General features: G+C 60.6%; 20 protein-coding genes, 3 tRNA genes and 1 pseudogene. 14 read left to right on the forward strand and 10 right to left on the reverse strand.

All coding sequences use genetic code 11. The annotated features are described in order from the left end of the window. From R4P64_RS26535 to R4P64_RS26550, 4 genes are all read left to right on the forward strand, one after another. A tRNA-Val gene (locus tag R4P64_RS26535) sits at nucleotides 1-75 on the forward strand. A 92-nt stretch (nucleotides 76-167) separates the two neighbouring features. Next, a tRNA-Gly gene (locus R4P64_RS26540) sits at nucleotides 168-243 on the forward strand. A gap of 17 nt (nucleotides 244-260) precedes the next feature. Next, nucleotides 261-335, forward strand: a tRNA-Val gene (locus R4P64_RS26545). Between the two features lie 104 nt (nucleotides 336-439). Beyond that, nucleotides 440-901 (forward strand): hypothetical protein, encoded by a 462-nt coding sequence (locus R4P64_RS26550; protein WP_317823301.1) that lies wholly within the window; start codon nucleotides 440-442, stop codon nucleotides 899-901. A gap of 54 nt (nucleotides 902-955) precedes the next feature. On the opposite strand, the gene R4P64_RS26555 is transcribed toward R4P64_RS26550, so the two are convergent. Both R4P64_RS26555 and R4P64_RS26560 read right to left on the reverse strand, forming a co-directional pair. After that, entirely contained in the window at nucleotides 956-1438 is a 483-nt protein-coding gene (locus R4P64_RS26555; protein WP_116104520.1) for an alpha-isopropylmalate synthase regulatory domain-containing protein, read from the reverse strand. 161 nt (nucleotides 1439-1599) lie between these two features. Beyond that, nucleotides 1600-2985 (reverse strand): GH1 family beta-glucosidase, encoded by a 1386-nt coding sequence (locus R4P64_RS26560; protein WP_317823302.1) that lies wholly within the window; start codon nucleotides 2983-2985, stop codon nucleotides 1600-1602. A gap of 118 nt (nucleotides 2986-3103) precedes the next feature. On the opposite strand from R4P64_RS26560, the gene R4P64_RS26565 reads away from it, so the two are divergent. Beyond that, on the forward strand, nucleotides 3104-4300 hold the full coding sequence (locus R4P64_RS26565; RefSeq protein ID WP_317823303.1) for an MFS transporter: 1197 nt from the start codon (nucleotides 3104-3106) through the stop codon (nucleotides 4298-4300). Nucleotides 4301-4366: 66 nt separating this feature from the next. Further along, a complete protein-coding gene (locus R4P64_RS26570; protein ID WP_092808381.1) occupies nucleotides 4367-4900 on the forward strand; it encodes a GNAT family N-acetyltransferase in 534 nt (177 codons plus the stop codon). Here R4P64_RS26570 and zapE read toward each other — a convergent pair. Then, on the reverse strand, nucleotides 4897-5913 hold the full coding sequence (gene zapE, locus R4P64_RS26575) for a cell division protein ZapE (protein WP_033234718.1): 1017 nt from the start codon (nucleotides 5911-5913) through the stop codon (nucleotides 4897-4899). The two genes, R4P64_RS26570 and zapE, sit on opposite strands and share 4 nt — an antisense overlap. A gap of 34 nt (nucleotides 5914-5947) precedes the next feature. Between zapE and R4P64_RS26580 the strand changes: the two genes are divergently transcribed. The 4 genes from R4P64_RS26580 to msrB all read left to right on the forward strand — a co-directional run bounded on the left by R4P64_RS26580 (nucleotide 5948) and on the right by msrB (nucleotide 10056). Continuing rightward, nucleotides 5948-6706: a pyrimidine reductase family protein gene (locus R4P64_RS26580; RefSeq protein WP_233365974.1), complete on the forward strand. Its 759-nt coding sequence runs from the start codon at nucleotides 5948-5950 to the stop codon at nucleotides 6704-6706. Nucleotides 6707-6725: 19 nt separating this feature from the next. After that, nucleotides 6726-8282, forward strand: coding sequence for an alpha/beta hydrolase (locus R4P64_RS26585; protein ID WP_317823304.1), 1557 nt, complete (start codon nucleotides 6726-6728; stop codon nucleotides 8280-8282). 61 nt (nucleotides 8283-8343) lie between these two features. Beyond that, nucleotides 8344-9627 (forward strand): glycosyltransferase family 87 protein, encoded by a 1284-nt coding sequence (locus R4P64_RS26590; protein ID WP_045067463.1) that lies wholly within the window; start codon nucleotides 8344-8346, stop codon nucleotides 9625-9627. Nucleotides 9628-9636: 9 nt separating this feature from the next. Next, the gene (gene msrB / locus R4P64_RS26595) at nucleotides 9637-10056 is read left to right on the forward strand and encodes a peptide-methionine (R)-S-oxide reductase MsrB (protein WP_033234722.1); all 420 of its coding nucleotides are present in this window, start codon (nucleotides 9637-9639) and stop codon (nucleotides 10054-10056) included. A gap of 237 nt (nucleotides 10057-10293) precedes the next feature. Here the strand turns inward: msrB and R4P64_RS26600 are convergent. After that, nucleotides 10294-10816: pseudogene (locus tag R4P64_RS26600) on the reverse strand (recombinase family protein). A 266-nt stretch (nucleotides 10817-11082) separates the two neighbouring features. Here R4P64_RS26600 and R4P64_RS26605 point away from each other — a divergent pair. Then, entirely contained in the window at nucleotides 11083-11568 is a 486-nt protein-coding gene (locus tag R4P64_RS26605; protein WP_317823305.1) for a DUF6301 family protein, read from the forward strand. A gap of 226 nt (nucleotides 11569-11794) precedes the next feature. On the opposite strand, the gene R4P64_RS26610 is transcribed toward R4P64_RS26605, so the two are convergent. Then, entirely contained in the window at nucleotides 11795-12520 is a 726-nt protein-coding gene (locus R4P64_RS26610) for a hypothetical protein (protein ID WP_219111656.1), read from the reverse strand. A gap of 268 nt (nucleotides 12521-12788) precedes the next feature. Here R4P64_RS26610 and R4P64_RS26615 point away from each other — a divergent pair, with 268 nt between their 5' ends. Further along, nucleotides 12789-13034: a hypothetical protein gene (locus tag R4P64_RS26615; protein WP_317540475.1), complete on the forward strand. Its 246-nt coding sequence runs from the start codon at nucleotides 12789-12791 to the stop codon at nucleotides 13032-13034. 139 nt (nucleotides 13035-13173) lie between these two features. Here R4P64_RS26615 and R4P64_RS26620 read toward each other — a convergent pair whose 3' ends face one another. The 5 genes from R4P64_RS26620 to R4P64_RS26640 form a co-directional block, all read right to left on the reverse strand. Further along, complete coding sequence (locus R4P64_RS26620) at nucleotides 13174-14811, reverse strand: ABC transporter ATP-binding protein (RefSeq protein WP_317823307.1); 1638 nt, start codon at nucleotides 14809-14811, stop codon at nucleotides 13174-13176. A gap of 30 nt (nucleotides 14812-14841) precedes the next feature. Next, nucleotides 14842-15702, reverse strand: a complete 861-nt coding sequence (locus tag R4P64_RS26625) for an ABC transporter permease (RefSeq protein WP_233363707.1) — start codon at nucleotides 15700-15702, stop codon at nucleotides 14842-14844. Beyond that, complete coding sequence (locus R4P64_RS26630) at nucleotides 15699-16658, reverse strand: ABC transporter permease (RefSeq protein WP_317823308.1); 960 nt, start codon at nucleotides 16656-16658, stop codon at nucleotides 15699-15701. The genes R4P64_RS26625 and R4P64_RS26630 overlap by 4 nt, the downstream gene beginning before the upstream one ends. 6 nt (nucleotides 16659-16664) lie before the next feature. Continuing rightward, entirely contained in the window at nucleotides 16665-18230 is a 1566-nt protein-coding gene (locus R4P64_RS26635; protein ID WP_317823309.1) for an ABC transporter substrate-binding protein, read from the reverse strand. 120 nt (nucleotides 18231-18350) lie between these two features. Then, the gene (locus tag R4P64_RS26640; RefSeq protein WP_095886129.1) at nucleotides 18351-19160 is read right to left on the reverse strand and encodes a TauD/TfdA dioxygenase family protein; all 810 of its coding nucleotides are present in this window, start codon (nucleotides 19158-19160) and stop codon (nucleotides 18351-18353) included. Nucleotides 19161-19393: 233 nt separating this feature from the next. Between R4P64_RS26640 and R4P64_RS26645 the strand changes: the two genes are divergently transcribed. Next, nucleotides 19394-20074, forward strand: a complete 681-nt coding sequence (locus R4P64_RS26645; protein ID WP_317823311.1) for a TetR/AcrR family transcriptional regulator — start codon at nucleotides 19394-19396, stop codon at nucleotides 20072-20074. A gap of 486 nt (nucleotides 20075-20560) precedes the next feature. Continuing rightward, entirely contained in the window at nucleotides 20561-21076 is a 516-nt protein-coding gene (locus R4P64_RS26650; RefSeq protein ID WP_317823312.1) for a GNAT family N-acetyltransferase, read from the forward strand. Nucleotides 21077-21194: the final 118 nt, after the last annotated feature.

Here is a 21194-nt window from a genome sequence, read left to right on the forward strand (position 1 = left end):
GCGCGATTAGCTCAGCGGGAGAGCGCTTCCCTGACACGGAAGAGGTCACTGGTTCAATCCCAGTATCGCGCACCACGTCAGGCCCTCGGGCCTGATGGTCAAGACTCGCTTGCGGGTCTGATAGGTTAGACACGCACTGAGCGCCGGTAACGGAGTTCAATGCACATGCGGACGTGGCGCAGCTGGTAGCGCACAACCTTGCCAAGGTTGGGGTCGCGGGTTCGAATCCCGTCGTCCGCTCCATTTTCATCTCCAGACCCGCGCGATTAGCTCAGCGGGAGAGCGCTTCCCTGACACGGAAGAGGTCACTGGTTCAATCCCAGTATCGCGCACCACGGAAATACGCAGAAAGCCGGAATCCTTACGGGATTCCGGCTTTCTGCGTTGCGGTCCTCAACCCCGAGAACCCGACCAGCGCCCAGCCACTTATGCTGCAGCTGTGGAACCTGCATCGCTCACCGTGAGTATTGTGGCACTGATTATTTCCATCAGCACTTTCGGGCTCAATGCGGCAAATGCACGGCGAGTGGCTAACCGCGCCCTGTCAGACGTCCACACGAATATCACCACCGGAATCGTCGACGACGCCCGCCACGTGCTAACCCTGCTGAAGCTCCAGACCGATGACACGTACGGTCCCGAACACATCGGCGCCTACTTCCAACTCATCTACGCAATCGAACGTGTAACCGCGACCATCGAATTCGCGTGCACAACGAGGCAAATCGCGATTTTCAAGCTGCACAAGAAACACGCAAAGTTTCTCGCATGGCATTGCGCAGCGATAGTCAGCCATCTCGACTGGTTCTGCACGATCGCGACGGACTTGGACGCCGCAACATCCCGGGCACAATTCGAAGTGAATCGCGAACTTCTCCGCGACTACAACCTCCTCGACTAGCTGAAATCGAGTGACACACCTACAGCTTTCCGATGCACGGCGACATCCGACTAGTCAGTTCGAGAAACGGTTTGCTGCCGACGTCATCGCACGCAGTGACGACTCGGTTGCCGACTCGCCGATGCCCATGGCCCAGTTCCGGCGACCATTGCACTCCGTGAAAATGAAGGTTGCCGTGCGGTGGCCGATTTCGTGCTGATGGAACGAGAGAATCTCCAGCGCGATTCCTGCGTCGTGCAGCATCGATGTCATCGCAGAAATTGCTCCGGTTGCGGTGGCGGATGCCGTAGCGATGCGCTCCCCCAGACCGAGAGTCGCTTCGTACGCCCAGCGACCGGGGGCGATCTTCTCGCTCGACCATGCGCCCAGACGGATCGGGCCACTCATTGCCGCATACGTCGATTCGAATTCGTTCCACGACATCTCAGCGCATTCGGCACGCAGGCCGGCAGGCAAGGATTTTCCATGACGCGCAGCAAAAGGATCGCCGGCAAAGGAATAAGACGAATCAGAAGCGAAGGCGAAGTTGTAAGTCATTGTCGTGGTCTTCCTGGAATGAAGTGGAGGACCAACTGGTAGCACGACGACCCGCAGCGGGGGGTCGGTCCGATTCAGACCCCGCTACGGCGGTGTACTACGAGCATGCGCTTCATGTGAGTGAGGCTAGGCGGCCAGGCGCCAGAACGCAAACCTGGACGCTAAACCCGCGCTGCCTTCTGACCCGCAATCAAGCTGCGATACCACTCGAACGAAGCCTTCGGGGTGCGCTTCTGGGTGTCGAAATCGACGTGGACCAGGCCGAATCGTTCCTGGTAGCCGGCTGCCCACTCGAAGTTGTCCAGCAGCGACCACACAAAATAGCCGCGCACGTCGACACCGTCGTCCATGGCCGATCGCAGGGCCCGTAGATGTGCGTCGTGGTACTCGATTCGAGCAGTGTCACTGACCTCGCCCGAACTGTTCAAGGTGTCGTGAAACGAACATCCGCTCTCGGTGATGTAGATCGGCGGCAGGGACTCACCGAACCGCGACTGGAATGTTCGCAGGATCTCGCCAAGTCCTTCGGGAACGATCGGCCATCCGAAATCGGTTGTGGGGTAACCGGTTATCGCCACCGGAGCAAAGGGAAGTCCCGGCGGTAGATCGATCTCGAGAACGCCGTCGGTGCCCTGTCCCTCGACAGGGGCAGCGATCATCGTCGGCTCGTAGTAGTTGATGCCGTACCAGTCGAGGGGCGCATTGATGATCGTCAGATCCTCGTCGACCGGTCCGGTGAGGATCTGCGCAAATTCGTCGGCCGGATACTTTCCGAGCAGTATCGGGTCGGCGAACATCCAGTTGACGACGTGGTCGTAGATGTCTGCGGCCATCACGTCTTCCGCCGAATCCGTTGCGGCGCGCACCGGAGCGTGATTGGACGCGATGCCAATGCCCGAGCAGCCCGCCGACCGCAGCGCGTCGACTGCCAGACCATGCCCGAGGAGCTGGTGATGTGCGGCCTGGAAGGCGGCGAATCCCAAGGCAAGTCCCGGGGCATGAACTCCTAGGGCGTGGCCGTACAGAGTGTGGACAACAGGCTCGTTGAGTGGCATCCACAGGCCGACACGATCGGCAAACCGTTCGCCCACAATCTGCGCGTACTCCCCCAACCGATACGCGGTGTCGCGATTCATCCAGCCCCCTTGCTCTTGCAGAGCTGACGGCAGATCCCAGTGAAAGAGCGTGACGGCGGGCGTAATTCCGGACTCGCAGAGCCTGTCGATCACGCGGTCGTAAAAATCGAGCCCCCTCTGGTTCATCTCGCCTGATCCGGTAGGGAGGATTCGCGACCACGACAGCGACAGGCGATACGCGTCAAGTCCCAGCTGCGCCATGAGAGCGACGTCGGATTCCCAGCGGTGGTAGTGATCCGCAGCAACTTCACCGGTCTCGCCGCGCACCACAGCACCGGGTTGAGTGCAGAAATCGTCCCAAATCGACGGTCCCCGACCGTCTTCGGTCACTGCGCCTTCAATTTGATACGCAGCCGTCGCGGTTCCCCACACAAATTCGGGGGGAAACATTGCTGTTGGATGTGCACTCATAGCCGTCAGTTAATCAAAGAATGCTGCGCGACACGCGACTTTGTTGGACACTCGACCAGTACCAAATATCAAGTAGCGTTCGGCGGGCAGTGCCCAACCACAGACAAGGCCACATTCGATGACGGATCACACCCGCAGCCTGACGAAGGCTCGGATCGCCACCTCCGTGGCTTTCGGACTCCAGGGTTTTCTTCTCGCGTCGATTCTGACGCAACTGCCGGCGTACCGGGACTTGTTTGCGCTCAGCGAGTCGTTGCTGGTCGTTGCGGTTGTGTCGGTGTCAGTCATCGCCGGACTCGGCAGCGTTCTCGCCGAGCGACTCGCAGTTCGAACGTCGAGCAAGACCACGCTCCGCACCGGACTGGCCGTCATCGCGGTCTTCGGCGGCGCCACCGGACTGGCCCCCAACTCTGCACTCTTTTTTGTCTGCCTCGCTGTCTACGGAATCGGCCTCGGCATCGTTGATGCGGCAGCAAACATGCAGGCCGTCTCGATCCAACACGCCAAGGGACGCTTCATTCTCAGCTCGTTCCACGCAGCCTGGAGCGTCGGGGCCATCGCCGGCGCGCTCTACATCTCGGCAACCGCAGGACTCGACATCTCGGTACGGGTTACCCAGGTGGTCGCGGGAGTGATTGTGGCCCTGCTGCTTCTGGTATTCGGACCGTCATTGCTCGATCGAAGCGCAACAACCGTCGCGGATACGAATACCGGTGGCTCCGTCACGCTCACGGTCCCGATGCGAGCGTTTGTCCTGCTCGGCATCGCGATGGCACTGTTCTACGCAGTCGATTTCAGCATCGGCAACTGGTCGACCCTGTACCTCGAAGACGTCCTGCTTGCCGACGCGAGCACTGCTGCTCTGTCGATGGCTGCCTACCAAATCGCAGCATTGGTTGCGCGATTGACCGGCGACTACTGGGTGGGCAAGTTCGGTGAAACCACCGTCGTCCGCATGGGATCAGTGATCGGCGTGATCGGCATGACCATTGTCGTGACGGCGCAATCTCCTGCGATTGCAATCGCCGGGTTCCTGATCGTCGGCCTTGGCCTTCCGGTGATCGCCCCGATCTGCTTCAGCGCTGCCGGTCGGATGGCGCCACCCGATCAGGTGGATACCGTCATCGCTCGCATCAACCTCTTCAACTATGTAGGCACCGTTGTCGGCGGCGGAATCGTCGGAGCTGTCGCCGCATTCAGCGACCTGCGGATCGGGTTCCTCATACCGCTGGCGTTCTGCGTGATTCTGATCGCACTTGCCCCCGCGTTTGCCCCGAAACGCGCCGAGAGCCTGGCGGCTGAGAAAGCCGGATAGCCGTCACTGACACGGCAAGTGGTGTACTTGAGCGACCATTGCACGTGCAGGGAAGGACGAAGTGACGTGAGCATCACCGTTGACCGGGCCGGAATCTGGGATTCCGAAGCAATCGCCGACGTGGCCGCGGTGACGTTTCCGCTCGCCTGCCCACCCGATGCATCCGACGACGACATCAATGCCTTCATCGACAACGTGCTCTCGGTCGACAAGTTCTCCGAATACCTGACCGACCCGACGCGCACGGTTCTCAAAGTGATCTCGAGCGACGCCATCGTCGGCTACGCAATGCTCATCGACGCCGAACCGTCCGATCCCGACGTGCGGGCAGCACTCACGCTTCGCCCGACAACAGAATTGAGCAAGCTGTACGTGCTTCCCGGAAATCACGGAAGCGGCGCCGCAGCATCATTGATGGCCGCGGTGGTCGCTCACGCCCACGAAAGTGGCAGTGCGGGAATCTGGCTCGGAGTGAACCAGGAAAATGCGCGAGCGCAAAAGTTCTACGCAAAGCATGGCTTCACACGGGTAGGGACCAAGACCTTTGTCGTGGGCACCCAGCTCCATCACGATTTTGTGATGGAGCGACCGGTGAACTAGGTCGCGGCAACCTCGAAACGAGACAACGCAAGTAGACGCGACATGGCACGCAGGTACTTCTTCTTGTAACCGCCGGCCAGCATCTCCGGGGTGAAAATCTCGTCCAGGCGAGCGCCGGACACTGTCACCGGAATGCTCGCGTCGTACAGGCGGTCGGCAAGAACCACGAACCGAAGCGCAACCGACTGGTCTGTCGCGGGGTGGACGCCGTCGATGTAGACAGCACGAACACCCTCGACCAACTTGTTGTATCGCGACGGGTGCAGCGTGCTGAGGTGCTTGCACAGCTCGTCGAAGTTGTCGAGCGTTGCGCCATCGACGGACTCGGCGCGCGCGACCAACTCTTCGGAGGAAATCGGCTCGGGAGCGGGTGGCAGATCGCGGTGACGGTAGTCAGGACCGTCGACGCGAATGGTCTCGAAGATCGAGCCGAGCTTCTTGATCTCGCGCATGAAGTCCTGCGCAGCAAAGCGGCCCTCACCGAGCTGACCCGGGAGTGTGTTGGACGTCGCAACGATGGACACACCGCGCGTCGACAGCTCGGACAGCAGGCGAGAGACCAGCATGGTGTCGCCCGGATCATCGAGCTCGAATTCGTCGATGCACAGAACGCTGTGCTCGGAAAATGCCTCGACGGCCTTGTTGAAGCCGAGTGCGCCGACCACGTGCGTCAGTTCGACGAACGTGCCGAATGCTTTGGGCGACGGAACGCTGTGGAAGATCGACGCCAGAAGGTGCGTCTTACCGACACCGAAGCCGCCGTCGAGGTACAGACCGGCGCCAGTGGCCTGAGTCTTCTTACCGAACAATCCGCGACGACCGCCGGCCCGAATCTTGGCTACGCGCTTGGAGAATTCCTCGGTCTTGGCAACGGCAGCTGCCTGACTCGGCTCGTTGGGATCCGGGATGTAGGACGCGAAGCTCACGTCGTCGAACATTGCGGGTGGAACCATTTGAGCGACCAATTGATCGGCGGGTACCACCGGACTGCGATCGACAAGACGTTGAGGCATCCATCAAGGGTATCTACGTGGTGTGATCTCTCATATGCACCATCTGGATTTTGCGACCTACTTCACACCCGATCAGCCGCAGCGGCTCCGAGAGCTCTATTCATATCCGGAAAACCTGCAGCGTCCGTGGGTACGGGTGAACTTCGTGTCCAGCATTGACGGTGCCGTCTCCGTCAGTGGGCTCAGCGGCGGTCTGGGCACCCCGGCGGACAAGACGGTGTTCGACACGCTGCGCGAACTCTGCGACGTGGTTGTCGTCGGAGCCGGAACCGCGCGCGCGGAGAACTACGGCGGCGCCGTGATGAACGACGACGCTCGGGCACGCCGGGTCGCGTCGGGGCTCGCCCCGGTGCCCCCGATCTTGGTTGTCTCGTCACGCGCGTCGATCGACCCCGAAAGCCGGCTGTTCTGTGACGCCGAGGTCCCACCGATTCTGCTGGTCGGCTCCGATGCAGACGCCGCTGCCGTATCGAGGTTGAGCGATGCCGGTGCCGACATTCACCGAAGCGTCGGCGCGGCGGTGCGCAGCGTCGACATCGAGAACACAGCATCCACTCTGAATTTGCCGCGAATTCTGTGCGAAGGCGGACCGTCCCTGTTCGGCCAACTGATCACGGACAACGCCGTCGACGAACTATGCGTGACGACGTCTCCGCAATTGGTCGGCGGCAACGCGGGGCGGATTTCCCTCTCCGCACAGTCCCTTCCCACCCCGATGATGCCTGCACATATCCTCACGGACTCCGACGGCACGGTGCTGTCGCGGTGGGTTCGTCAACGTCCTCGGCACTGAACCTGGCACTCTGGTCGGCATGCGCAGAGCGGCTTTGATTGCAGTTGTCCTGGCGACCTGTTGCGCCTGTGGCGCAGGGCCCTCCATTCGCCCGGACGTCGCCGTCGAAGGTCACACCGGTGGCACCCCCGGGAGTTCCGATACGTCACAGGCGACACCTCCCCCGGTTCCCGCTCCGGCCGTCCCGACCAGCGATCTCCCGTGGCGCGACTGCAGCGGGACATCTCTTGCCGACGCCGCGTTGGCTGCAGCCAGCACGGGCGTCATCGTCGAATGCGCCGAATTCAGCGCTCCCATCGACACCAGCGGCCGCATCGACGGAACATTCACGGCTGCGGCGACCCGGGCCCGAACGTCAGCTACTCCTGCTGACGCCTACCCGATTGTCTTCACATCCGGGACCGATCGGTCGTCGGGAAGCACCTTGGCCATGCTCTCTGCCACCGGACTGACGGCCGTCCTCGCAGCCCACCCGGTTGTGGCTCTCGATCGCCGCGGTATCGACCGCTCGACGCCGATCGAATGCATGGAACCCGATACTCGGCGCGGACTCGCCGATCTCGGCCAATTCGAGCCGAGTTTCAGCGGAGACGCAGCCGACGCCGTCGCCACCCTCGGGCACGACGCCACAATCTCCTGCACCGACTATCTCGATCCGCAGGAACTCGAATTCGGAGCCGACGCCGCGGCCGACGACATCAACGCACTGCGCACGAGATGGGGCGTCGACACCATCGCACTGTGGGCTGCAGGCTCCGGTTCGGACATCGCATTGAGTTACGCCGCAACATATCCCGACAACATCGCACGATTGATCCTCGACTCACCCGCACCGATCGCCACCGATGCCACCACCGAGGAGGAAAGCCGAGTCCAAGGCCAGGAAGCAGCGTTGACGGCGTTTGCTACTCGCTGCGCGGCGCTGTCCTGCTCACTCGGACCCGACCCCCGCGCGGCCGTCGTTGCCTTGATGGAACGCGCGCGAACTGGTGAGTTCCGGCCCTTGTCCGCGGCGTCGATCACCCGCGCAATCTCGGCAAGTCTTGCCATCGCGAGCCAGAATCGCCAGCTGGACACAACGTCTCTGGCCGATGCTCTCAGCGCACTCGGAACGGGAAACCCCGTACCCATGCGCGAACGTGCCGCAGCCGCGGAGAAAGCACTTGCCAGTGACGGTCAGTTTGTCGGACGCTGCACCGACGGCATTCAGTGGCCGGGAGTGGGCCGCATCCGCGAACTGCAACAAACGTGGGGTAAGTCCTACCCCGTGTTCGGGAACGAAGCCGCACTCGGATTGTCGGCCTGCGCAAGTTGGCCGACAACCGCTCCGACGCCCTTACCCACCGCGTTGAAACCGACTGTTCTGGTCCTCAGCGGTCAAGCCGACCCCGCCGTCGGCAACACCGGACTGGCCACCGTCACCGGAGTTGTCACCAACGCCGGCGCCCGGTTCGCCAGCCTCGATTGGCAAGGCTCCGGACACCCCGCGATGCAATCTGCCTGCGTGCAACAGGCCGCGGTGTCCTACCTGGACAATCAGAGCCTGCCGGCCAACGGCAATGTGTGCCCGGCCTAGTCGAAAATGACGGCCGTCACCCACCATTGCAGGGTGCATCCCCAGATCTGTTTGCGTCTCGGTGTACCGTTCCGAAGTGTTCCTTAGACAAATCGAGCCTCGCACCGGGCGGACAACCCAACAAGTCGTCAACTACGTTTTGTGGCCGATCGCCGTGATGACCGTGATCAATCGCGTTGTCGTCAAAGCCGTCAACGGGTCGATCACCGATGATTTCCGGCCGGTCTACAACGCCGCGCTGGCATTCTGGAACGGCCGCGAGGTCTACACCGCGGACTTCAACACGGTAGATCCGCACTACTTGTATCCCCCATCGGGATCCTTGCTGATGGCACCACTGGCCATCCTCGATCCCGAGCGCTCGCGCTGGCTGTTCATCGGCACCAATGCGATTGCGATCCTGGTCGCGCTCTATCTGCTGCTACGGCTGTTCGATCTGACAATCAGCTCCATCGCCGCGCCAATTCTCGTACTGGCCGCGTTCTCGTCGGAGACCGTCACCAACACCCTGGTGTTCACCAACATCAATGGCATCGTGCTGCTCAGCGAGATGGCGTTCCTGCTACTCCTGATGCGCCGTAAAGATCTATGGGCAGGCGCATCGATCGGCATCACTCTGGCCGTCAAACCCACTCTTGCGCCGCTGCTACTGCTCCCCTTGGTTCGTGGTCAGTGGAAGGTTTTTGTCACAGCACTCGGCATCCCGTTCATCCTCACCGTCGTCGCAGTGCCTCTCTCGGCAGATCCGATGGCATTTGTCGAACGCACGGTTCCGTACCTGCTGGAATCACGCGACTACTTCAACAGCTCGATAGTCGGTAACGGCGCCTACTTCGGCCTGCCCGATTGGTTGGTCCTCACCCTGCGCGCGGTCTTCGCCGCCATGGTCCTGATCTCGCTGTGGCTGCTCTACCGGTACTACCGCAATGACGATCTGTTCTTCCTCACCACCACAACGGGCGTGATCATGACCGCGTCGTTCCTGCTGCCGTCGCTCGGGCAGATGTACTACTCGATGATGCTGTTCCCGCTCCTGATGTCGGTGATTCTCAAGAACTCCGTCATGCGGAACTGGCCGGCCTGGCTTGCCGTGTACGGGTGCATGACATTCGACGACTGGTGGTCCTTCCGTTGGCCCGCCTTCGGCCGGGCAGCGGAGTACATGAAGAGCACTCTCGGGTGGAGCCTGCTGCTGATCGTGATCTTCTGCGTCCTCGGTTACCGGTATCTGGTTGCCCGACGCGAAGGACGCCTGGACCGCGGAATCGATCCCGCCTACCTCCTCGATCCTCCTGTGGATGCCGTCCCACCTGCAAGCAAAGCCGAACCTGCAGTAAAGGATTAGCGTGTAGGCATGAGTTCTACAGATAACGCCCCCGAAGTCACCTTCACCGACGAGCAGTGGCGCGAAAAACTGACCCCGGCCGAGTACGCCGTCCTGCGTCAGGCCGGCACCGAACGGCCCGGCGTGGGCGAATACACCGACACCACCACCGAAGGTGTTTACTCCTGCCGGGCGTGCGGCGCCGAACTTTTCCGCAGCACCGAGAAGTTCGAATCGCATTGCGGGTGGCCGTCGTTCTTCGATCCGGCCAACTCCGACGCCGTCATCCTGAAGGAAGACGTGAGCCTGGGAATGCGACGCGTCGAAGTTATCTGCAAGAAGTGCCACAGCCACCTCGGCCATGTCTTCGAGGGTGAGGGCTATCCCACTCCGACGGATCAGCGGTACTGCATCAACTCAATTTCACTGGTACTGAATCCCGCGAAGTAGTCCTCGGGGTCCCTGAGACAGGTACAAGTGCACACAAGTCTCCCCTGCGTGGCTGGATCAGCCATCCGAGGGAGACTTGTGTGCGTCCCGGCCCCAAGCTGAAACTGGGGTGTCAGTTTCAGAAGACGACTGCACGGTGACCTGCGATTTTGGTGTCGCGTGCAGTCGTCTTCTGACATTCCGTGTTCAGAAGTGCTGTGCACCAACCGTCTAACTGACGTTGCGGTACAGGGTTGATCAGGCGACTCCGAGCGTGTCGGCTATTGCGGTCATGGAAACGCCGGCACCTTTCATCTTGCGGGCGATTGCCCTTCTGTTTCTCATGAAGCACAGGTGGTCGGCCACCGGTTCGTCCTTGCCTTTTCGCCGCTTCCAAGCCAGCAAATGTTCCCTCCCTCAGAAGATTTCGCTCAAATTCGGCGAGAGCTCCAAAAATTGTGAAGATCAACCGGCCGCCGGAGTTGGTGGTGTTGATTTCTTCGGGGAGGGAGGCAAACCCGACGCCGATAGCTTCGAGGTGGGCAACCGTTTCCAGCAAGTGAGGAAGGCTTCGGCCGAGCCTGTCCAGGCGCCACACGGCCAGCGTGTCGTCCGGTCGAAGGTGTTCGATGACTGCGGCCAGTTGCGGGCGGTCGTCTTTCGAGCCGGATGCGACGTCGGTCCAGATCTTGTAGTAGCCCGCGGCCGTCAGAGCGTCCGTCTGCAGAGTTGGGTTTTGATCTGCCGTCGATACCCTCGCGCACCCCAAAAGTGTGCTCACAAGGGCACAGTGTTGCAGAACTCAACGACAGTAAGTATTGAGAGACAGTGGGTTTTCGGACGGGTTTTGCGTGTGACTCTCGAAATTATTTGGCACGTTTTTCCCCGAATTATTTGGCACGGTGAGGCCCCGCCGGGCGAGTTGGCGGTCGACGGTCTGCTGGCACCGACCCTTCGGCTCAGCTAGCCGCGAGCGCTTCGATCAATGAATCGTAGGGTCCCTCTGCGGCGGAACTGGCTGCGTCGAGAAGGAAGTAGCATCCACACATGCACGTCGACATCGAAGGCGCCACCCAGATCGCCCGCCTCGCTGCAGAATTCGACTGGACCTGGGCCGTCGACGACCTGGAACCCTTCTGCGCACAAGCTGGATGGGAGCTCGTCGAACTCAGGCATGCTGGCGGCTCGATTCGGACGAACTTTCATGTCAGCCGGCCGACGGCGAACATGTTCGGGCGGCAACACAGAATGGATTCGATCTCGATCTTAGTCACGGATCTGGCAGATGACGCTACGCCCATGACAGTGGTGCGTCCGTTGCTGGTCGAAGGATTCACGAACCTCGATGTGGCACTTACTGCACTCCTGGGGACAGCCACGAGCGCCGAACCTGAGGCAACTATCCGGTGGGATCTGCCGAAAGCGGTCATCACACTGAACCGGGGTGTCAGTGCGATCCACCTGCATCTGAAGAGTCCGGGATATCAGGCATGGGCGGATGAGCCCGAACCGGAGTACGAGTACGAGGACTAGCGATCGAGGTCGGCGAGATCGCATCCGGTGCGGAAACAGTACTAGTCACCGCGCGGCCCCGGCCTCATGCACTCCGGATCCGGAAGAGCCTCCAATCCTGTTCGAATTCTCCCCAGAGAACTCATAGTGCCCGACGGACTTGCCACACCGAGAAGTGATTCAGCTCATGGCCACCGATCCAGAGGACACCCACAGCGGATATCCCGCCGTCTGGGATATGGCAAGGTCAGCGGCCTCGAGCACGCCGATATTCTGGAAATCTATCCGCTAGAGCTCTATCAAACGCGGCAACACGATCGAATGAATCAACATTCGGCTGCACGTGATCGCGTTCAAGGTGCGCCGTCATCAATCCTGCTGCATCAGTGAAGTAACCATTGACGATGCACAAAGTAATTGTCGCCCGTAGAACGCGGGGGTTGATCCGGTCGTGCGAGGTTCCCGGGATCGGCTCCTCCGCCACCCGGATCAACTTCTCAATCGAGTTGCGATCGTCGAACCATTTCACAACCGCACCGGATACGCGATTCTCAAACCACTGCACGGCAATCGGGACGTCCGCTTCAGTAATCACCCACGGTGCCTTCCCCACCAACTCCAGACCCGGCAGTTCGTTGAAAACCCGATAGTCAACGCGCTCATGGAAGGGGCTGTCCGGCCTATCGCCTTTCAGCAGTGCGTCTGATGGAATTGACTGTAGTGCGTCACCTACCCTCGGAGATATCAGGAATGCAGTTCCCGTGCACCTTGTGGCACCGTCCCTCGAATAGCCGATAAGTGCTTGCACGGCAGCGATGGTATTCGGAATGCCAACAGCATCACTCTTGAACCAAAAGGCACCGTCATTACTCTCCACTAAGGGTTCATACGGCATATATCCCGCGCGCACCATTGCATCGGTCAATTCTCCCTTAACCATATTGGTAACACGGTCTCTTTTTCGAGCAGCCACAACTAACTCCTTTCAGGCGAGAGCTCCCACCACATCGATTCACCAATCCCGTCGTTGTAGCGCTCCCACCACGACCTTGCCGGATCTGTAGCCACCTCAGGGAGGTTACCTGGCGTCCGATACGCGAGGCCTAGTCACATAATTCATCCCTCCATGCCCACTGAAATTCGGTGCCGGAGTCCTTTTCCTGGCTCACTCGAGATTTGTGCGCGGTCGGTGACGATAATTTCGGCTTGACGTGTACATCCGGGAATTGCAGCCGCATCTTGTGAACGATTCGATAGCCCTCGTCGTACCACTTGAAGGGATCGATTCCAGGTCGCCACTGCGGTCGCGAGCTGAAGTGGCGGTGCAGGCCGGGCTGTGGGGCTATCCGCTGGCCCACCGCACCGAGTCGTGGCCACCGACGTTGCAGGCACAGGGCGCGGGCCACAACTATCTCCACCGGTTCGAGCGGCTCAAGACTGCGGATGAGGCTGCACATCGAATCGCAGAATCGGTGCTGAACCACTGACTGAGTCCTCGGATGTTCTGCTGCACTGCGTCAGAACGATCGACAGACAGAGAACGGCTGGAGTGATGATGCCTTCGCCGAGAGTGCAGTCGTCTTCTGAAAAATGCAGTCGCCTTCTGAAACTGACATGGGACGCCGATTACACAGCGAGCGAGGCCAAGTCAGTCGAGCGATCGCGGGCGTGCGCGGGGTCAGGCACCGGAACGGCGTCGATCAAGGCCCTCGTGTAGGCATCACGCGGTGCGGTGAAGACCGCGTCGACGCTGCCGATCTCGACAACGGAGCCGGATCGCAGCACTGCAACCCGGTCCGCGACCTGGTGGACAACGGCGAGGTCGTGGCTGATGAACAGGCAAGCAAACCCGAGATCACGCTGCACCTCGGTGAACAGCTCCAGCACCTCGGCCTGCACCGAGACGTCGAGTGCGCTGGTCGGCTCGTCCGTAATAACCAGCTTGGGCGTCAGCGCCAGTGCGCGGGCGAGTGCAACGCGCTGCCTCTGCCCACCGGAGAGCTGATGTGGGAAACGGTCGGCCAACGTACTGGGCAACCGAACGGCGTCGAGTAGCTCGAGTACGCGAGCGCGCCTTTCCCCCGCCGTACCGATCTTGTGGACGTCGAACGGCTCACGGATGGTTGCTGCGATCGTCAGTTTCGGGTCGAGAGACGCGGCGGGGTCCTGGTGAACAAATGCCAGATCACGGCGTAGTTCTTGCAGCTGACGGGACGGCGTTTCAGCAAGATCGTGGCCACCGAACAGAACACGTCCCGCCGCCAACGGCACCAGGCCGGCAGCAACGCGGCCGAGCGTTGTCTTCCCGGAACCCGACTCACCGACAAGACCGAGGACCTCTCCCCTGCTGACCGTCAGGCTCACGCCATCGACTGCCAGAAAGGCGGGACTACCGCGCCTGGCCGGGAACTGCACTGTGGCGCTGTCGAATTCGAGCACAGTATCCTCGGTCGACTCCGGAGTGATCGCAGCCGCTGCGGCACCCTCGGGAAGGCGCGGCACTGCGGCCAGCAGTCGACGGGTGTACGGGTGGGCCGGCGCGGCAAACAGTGTGTGCGTGTCTCCAGTCTCGGCAACTTCGCCATCTCGGAGGACGATCACCCGATCAGCATGCTGCGCAACAACTCCCATGTTGTGAGTGATGAGCAGGATTCCCATCCCGGTCCGCTGACGGATGCGGTCGAGCAGCGCCAGGATCTCGGCTTGCACGGTGACGTCGAGCGCGGTGGTCGGTTCATCGGCGATCAGTAGATCGGGGTCGTTGGCCAGGGCCAGCGCGATCGCAACGCGCTGCTTCTGGCCACCCGAGAGTTGGTGCGGAAAGTAATCGACGCGGCGCTGCGGATCTGGAATCTCCACCTGCTCGAGAAGTTCGATTGCGCGGACGCGAGCATCACGGGAAGAGACCGTTCGATGGGCGCGAATCGCCTCTCGGATCTGCCATCCGACACGACGGACTGGATTGAGCGCGCTCTGCGGTTCCTGGAAGATCAGCGCGACCGTCGAGCCACGCAGCCGATTCAATTCGTCCTCGGTCGCGTCGAGTACGGATGTGCCGTCAACACCGATCGAACCGCCCGCCGCGGCTCCATCAGGGAGTAGGCCGAGGATCGCGCGGGCTGTCATCGACTTACCCGAACCGGACTCCCCCACGAGAGCCACGACTTCGCCCCGACACACCTCGAGAGTGACATCGTTGACGACGGGCGGCTGCTGCCCGAAGGCAATATGCAGGTCGCGGACGGAGAGGAGAGCAGTGCGCACGAGAGGTGTCCTTGTTCGGGAGAAGAGTAGTTACCGGCGCCGGGACCGGGCTGCCAGCGCTTGCGAAATCAGGAGCAGTCCGAGGACCAGAACAACAACGACCAGAAGAGGACCGAAGACAAAATACGGCGAGTGATAGGCATTCTGGGTTCCCTCCTTGATGAGTGAACCGAGTGACGGCATCGGCGGGATAACTCCGAGTCCGAGGAAGCTCATCGCGCCTTCGATGAACACGCCAACCGACATTGCCAACGCAAGTTGAACGGTGAGGGGTTCGAGGCAGTTGGGCAGTACGTGGCGTCGCAGGATCCAGCCTTCGCTCGCACCCAGGGTTCGAGCGGATTCGACGTACGGCAGCTCGCGCACCGTCAGCACTGACGTGCGCATGAGCCTGCCGAACACCGGGATTTCGGCGAGCACGATGACAACCGAGATCGTCATGATTCCCGGGCCGATAACCATCGTCAATGCGATAGCAAGAACGATGGTCGGAAACGCGAGAATCAGGTCGAACGAGCGTTGCAGCGCGGTATCGAGCCAGACGGCGCGCGATGCTGCCAGACCGAGAAAGGAGCCGATCAGAGCTCCCAACGGGACAGCAACGAAGATCACCAGCAAATCGATCCGTATGCCGTACAGAGTCCGCGAAAATACGTCGCGGCCAACCGAATCCGTACCGAACCAATGATCACTGCTCGGGCCGAGCAGAGTCGCTCCACGTATCTGTTCGTCCGGCGCGAACGGAGCGAGCCAAGGGGCTAGCAGTCCGGCAAGGACAACAGCCCCGACCAACGCGGCGCCGATCAGTCCGCGACCGCTTCGCAGTGCTGCCCAGCGATCGTCGCGATCTGCGCCGGTTCCGTCGGTGGACTTCTCGAGGGACATGGTCATGACTGACTCCCCAATCGAATTCGAGGGTCGAGCCACGCGTTGACGAGATCCGTGGCGAGCTGAACGATGACAAAAAGAACCACGGAGAACAGCAGCATCACTTGAACCACCGGGTAATCCCGGCTCGAGATCGCGCGTTCGATGAGGTTTCCGAGGCCTGGCCAGGCAAAGATGGCCTCGACGAGTACGGCTCCACCGAGTAGATGACCGATTTGCATCCCCAACACCGTCACGGTCGACGGCAGAGCATTGGGCAGCACCTGAGTCAGAATGATCCGTCGACGCGAAATACCAAGGGCACGTGCCGTTGTGACGTACGGCTCCGCAAGTTGACTGCGAAGCGACTCGGCGAGAAACCGGGTCAGCGCAGCCGCAATCGGAAGCCCGAGACATACCGCGGGAAGAATCAGATACTGCACCGTGATGCCCGGGTCGTCCAGGAACCCTTTGCGGGGAATCCCGCCGGCCGGCAATACCGCCCAGACCACACCGAACAACACCACCAGGAGCGCGCCCGTCACGAAGTTCGGGATCGCGACGGCGACCGTGCCGAATGTGGTCACAATGCTGTTGAGCCACCGCCGATCCATGATGACCGACACCGTGCTCGAGGTGAGCGCTACAGCAATCGCAATCGCCAGGGCGGTGACCGAGAGGAGCAAGGTATTGCCAAGTGCGTCGAGCATCAGCGTGGAGATCTCACCGCCGAGAATCAACGACCGACCGAGATCGAAGGTGAGAATTCCGCCAAGCCACGAAAAGTACTGACCGAGTGGAGAACCGTTCAGCCCCAACTCCTCACGCAGGGCTTCCAGAGCTTCCGGAGTGGCATCTGCACCGGCCAACACACTGGCCGGGTCACCAGGTACCAGCCGCAAAAGGGTGAAGATCAGCAACGAACCCACTGCCAGAACCAGCAGGGCCGAGGGCAGGCGCCGAAGTGCATACGAGAGCATGACCGATCACTCACTCAGATAGGCATTACTCAGGTCGAGTTCCGCCCTCTTCGACCAGTCCACATCGTGGACCGCGGCGGACATTGCGAGGGTGTTGTCTGCGTTGAGCAGTCCGATCACGACGGCGTTGTCGAGCAGTTCGTGGTTCAGAACCTGGTATGCCGCAGACGCTTCCGGGCTTTTCGGATCCGTGATCCGCCACACCGCTTCGGTGGCAGCCTGGTAATCCGCATCGATGAAATTGGACGTGTTCTTGTAGGCGTTGAACGGGTAGGCACTGGTTGGCAAGGTTGAGGGTGTGTACTGCGCAAATACGTGCGAGGTGATCCAGAGTCCGCCGTACGTGCCACCGATCAGGTTCTTGACCGATGTCGCAGCATCGATCGGTTCGATAACCGTTGTGATACCGACTGCGGCAAGGTCCGCTTGAATGATTTGCGCGATGGATTCCGACTCACTCGATCCCGCGGTGTAGCTGATCGGAATGACCGGGATGGCGCCGACCTCGGCGACGAGGGCCTTTGCCTTGTCGACGTCATGGTTGTACGTGGAGTTGAGGCTCGCGTCGAACGCCGGCGAGTACTCCGGCCACGGCAGGTTGTCGGAATTGCCATGCCCTTGATAGACGTCTTCGAGTAGGCGTTCGCGATCCACGGCATTCGCGATTGCCTGGCGGACGCGAACATCACCCAGCCCCGGAGCCTGCACGTTCGCGCCGATGTACCACGTGCGCAGCACGCCGGTCTGGTCCACGACCTCGAAATTGGAGTCGGCGGCGAGCATATCGGCGTCACGCGGAGCTGCGTTGAGCAGCAAATCCAGCTGTCCTGACCGAAGTTGCGACACCCGTGTCTGCGCGTCGGGAACAATGACGTACTCGACGCCGTCGAGGTTGGGCGCACCACCCCAGTACTGCTCATTGGCCTCGAAGGTCATTCCGCTTCCGGGTTGCCAGTTTGCGAAGGTGAAAGCTCCGGTTCCGTTGTAGTCCTTCCCCAAATCGAAGTCGGCCATGGTGTTGCGGTCGATGACGGGCACGACGTCGAGCAGATCGAAGAAGTTACCGGCCGGATGCGCGAGAGTAAGCACAATCGTGTGATCATCAGGCCTGGCGTAGTTGGCGATCAGCTGCGCAGTTCGCGCGAGCTGTCCGGAACGCGCTGGGTCCGCATAGGTTTCGAGGCTGAACTGCACATCGTCGGACGTCATCGGGCGTCCGTCGTGGAACGTGACATCGGGCCGCAGCGTAAGCGTGATCGTCAACCCGTCATCAGACACCTGCCACGATTCGGCAAGCGCCGGCTGGGGGTCGAGGCTTCCCGCCGGGTAGGTGATCAGCGTGTCGTAGACAAGCCCGGAGAGCGCAGCATTTACCGGTACGCCTGAAAAGAACGACGCCGGGGTCAGATCCCCACTGTCGCCGATCCGCAACACACCGCCATCTACGACCTCCGTGCCGGCGGCCGCCTGATCCACTGCCGAGCTACATCCCGTCACGGTGAGGGCACCGAAGAGAGCAACGGCGACTATCCCCCGCAGGGAGGGACGTCTGAGGACGGAGCGGCTGTTCACGGAGAAACCTTTCGAGGGGCCCTGCACGGGCAGGTGCTGCTGTTGATCGGGATGAAAGATCTTGCTGCTCGCGGACAGTGGTTCGTGAGCAGCTTGGAGAAGCGCGAGGTGACGTCAGAGTCAGCGAGCCGGGATGGGAGCTTCCGGAGCAACCTCGATGCGATGAATTCGGCGCGGCTGATCCGCGTAGTCGTAGATCGCGTTGTGCTGGACAAAGTGGTTGTCCCAGATAGCGATTTCGCCAACAGTCCAGCGGCGACGGACGGTGAATTCCGGTCGGATCGACACTGCCTTGAGTACACCCAGGATCGCGGCGCTCTCTTGTGCGTCGAGTTCGTTGATGTAGCTGGTGAACAGGTCGTTGACGAAAAGCGCTTCGCGTCCGGTCTCGGGATGCCGGATCACCAACGGGTGGTCGGCTTCGGGGACATTCTCCCTCGGTGCGATGCGGTGTTTTGCGGTCAGGCCGTAGAGGAGTTCACGCAGCGGCTCCGACAAAGCGTCGAGTGCGTCGGACTGGTTGGACCACATGGTGTCACCGCCGAATTCCGGAAGGACCTGCATGTGCAGAACGCTGAACCTGGACGGCGCGTCGCGCCAGGACACGTCGCAGTGCCAACGATTGGCCTGGTACGCGCTTCCGTTCTCTGTGCCGATCACGCTGATCTCGCGGTAACCCTCGTCGCCAAGGTTCAACAAGTGCTCATGTGGGAGAACAACCTCACCGAAGTGCTGCGCAAACGCGCGGTGGATCGCCGGATCGAGGCCCTGTTCCGGAAAGAAGAGCACGCTGTAGCGGTACAGCGCGTCCTTGACCAGTTGAACATCGGCGTCCGTCAGTGAGTCCACTCGCAGGCCCCGGACTTCGGCGCCGATCTTGCCGGCGAGGGGCACGATTGTAGTTGTCGTGGGTTCTGCGATTGCGGTCATCAATCTTCCTCGAAACATATACGTGGGTGTGCAAATTGGACTGCGTTCAAAGTAATCAATGTTTCTTATTTTGAGCATCGTTAAAATTTCGATGATTTAAGCATTGACAGACGTCAGATTGGTCGATATCCTGCCAGCCACTCACGCTGATAATTCACCAATGCTCTTGCAGTCCGGCTATATTCGACCCAACGAGTCCAGCCGCAACACTGTCGCCGGTAGGGTCGACCAGTGTGACCTCAAAACGTGGCCGATACCGCGCGGGAGAACAGACACGCGTACAACTCATCGAAACCGCGGAGCGGCTTTTTGCACTCAGCGGCTATGAGGGCGTCTCCATCTCTGAAATCCGCATCGCGGCAGGCCAGCAGAATGCATCGGTAATCGCCTACTACTTCGGTTCGAAGGAAAATCTGCTGCACGCGATATTCGCGTACCGCCTGCCCGACATCAACGCAGACAGACAAGCAATGATGCTCCGAACAAGCTCACAGGGCGCGAATATGACTACGCGCGAGGCATTATGGGCAATTGTGCAACCCTTGGCCAACAGCATCGGCCCGGACAACCACTACGTCGCACTACTCGATCGGTTGATGGAGACGGAAATCCTCGGACGCGTCTTCACCGCCGCAGATCCGACTGTGACAACAAGCGGATCCGCCGTCAACCAGAGCCTCAACGACAGCCTTGTCGAACTTGCGGAAGATGTTCGACTGCAGCGCATTCAGATCGTTTACACCAGCTATCTCCGGGTATTGGCGGGTTACGACAGACGCGGCACCCGACCCACCCATGCTGAACTGTCCGCCCTGATCGACGGATGGGAAGCACTACTGCGAGCTCCGGTTTCCCAGGAAACTCTCGACGCCCAGAAGGACGCCCAGCTGAACCCGACTCCATCGAGTCACTGAAGGCGTTGATGCTTCGGTGCGCAGCATCAACGCTGCACCCCGAAGTCTCTTGCAGGCCCTAACAGTGCCGCCTTCTCGTGACACTCACTCCACGCTTGTCGGTGGCCAGTTGAAATCACTCGGATCGAAACGGATCCATTCCGATCCATATGCCGTAATTCGACCGTCACTGGGCGGTCACTTTCGTCGATCCCGCATTCCATCACCGTGCGCAGCGACGGCCATTCACCGAGCACACATGAAATCGAATCCAACACTGCCACAATATATTCAAGCGATATTTACCGCATTAACGAGCCTGGTCCCGTAAGCCAGTGGATCGCCGCGGTTGATGCGGGAGACTACTCCAACGCCTTTCATACGAAACTCGGGATAAACCCCGAATCCTGACTTCCTGTTGTCGCACTCCACACCCCGCGGCATGCGCTTGCCGATACTATTCGTGTCGAATTGATCTCATCGTCTGCGTCAGGATGGACACTACACATGGCACACGACATCAAGACTTCATCCCTTCATGTTCGTGAGGTGTCGTGGTCCCATCCTGATGCCGAGGCATTACGCGGCGAAATGGCTGCCGAAGTGGGACCACGCTACTCCGATCGCGTATCCACCACGGACCGTGCCGCCGCAAATTCGGTTGACCCACAATCAGTTCACCTGACTGTGGTGGCGTACGCCGACGGCAGCGAAGCCGAAGAACCACAAGCAGTAGGTCATGCCACGCTTCGCTGGAACGGCGCAGATCTGGAGTTGAAGCGGATGTACGTCAGGCCCTCGCATCGCGGCTCCGGCGTATCCACGCTCCTGTTGGACGCAGTCGAGGATGCGGCCAAGCAGGCTGGTCGGCCACGGCTGATTCTCCAGACCGGGGACCGTCAACCCGATGCAGTCAGGTTGTACGAAAAGAGCGGATACTCGCGGATCCCGATCTTCTCGCCCTATGAAGTAATGCCGTTTTCGAACTGTTTCGAGAAGGTCTTCGTACAACCCCACGACTGAGCTCGGCTTCGCTGACGATCACGTCCGCGATCACGAGCTGGTTGTAGACCTGGCGCCGTTCATCACCGGCCGGCTCCCGCTCGAAGAGACGATCTCGGAACGGCTGCAACGATTGTCG

Source organism: Rhodococcus sp. IEGM 1366, from assembly GCF_033142425.1.
GTDB classification, from domain to species: domain Bacteria; phylum Actinomycetota; class Actinomycetes; order Mycobacteriales; family Mycobacteriaceae; genus Rhodococcus_F; species Rhodococcus_F globerula.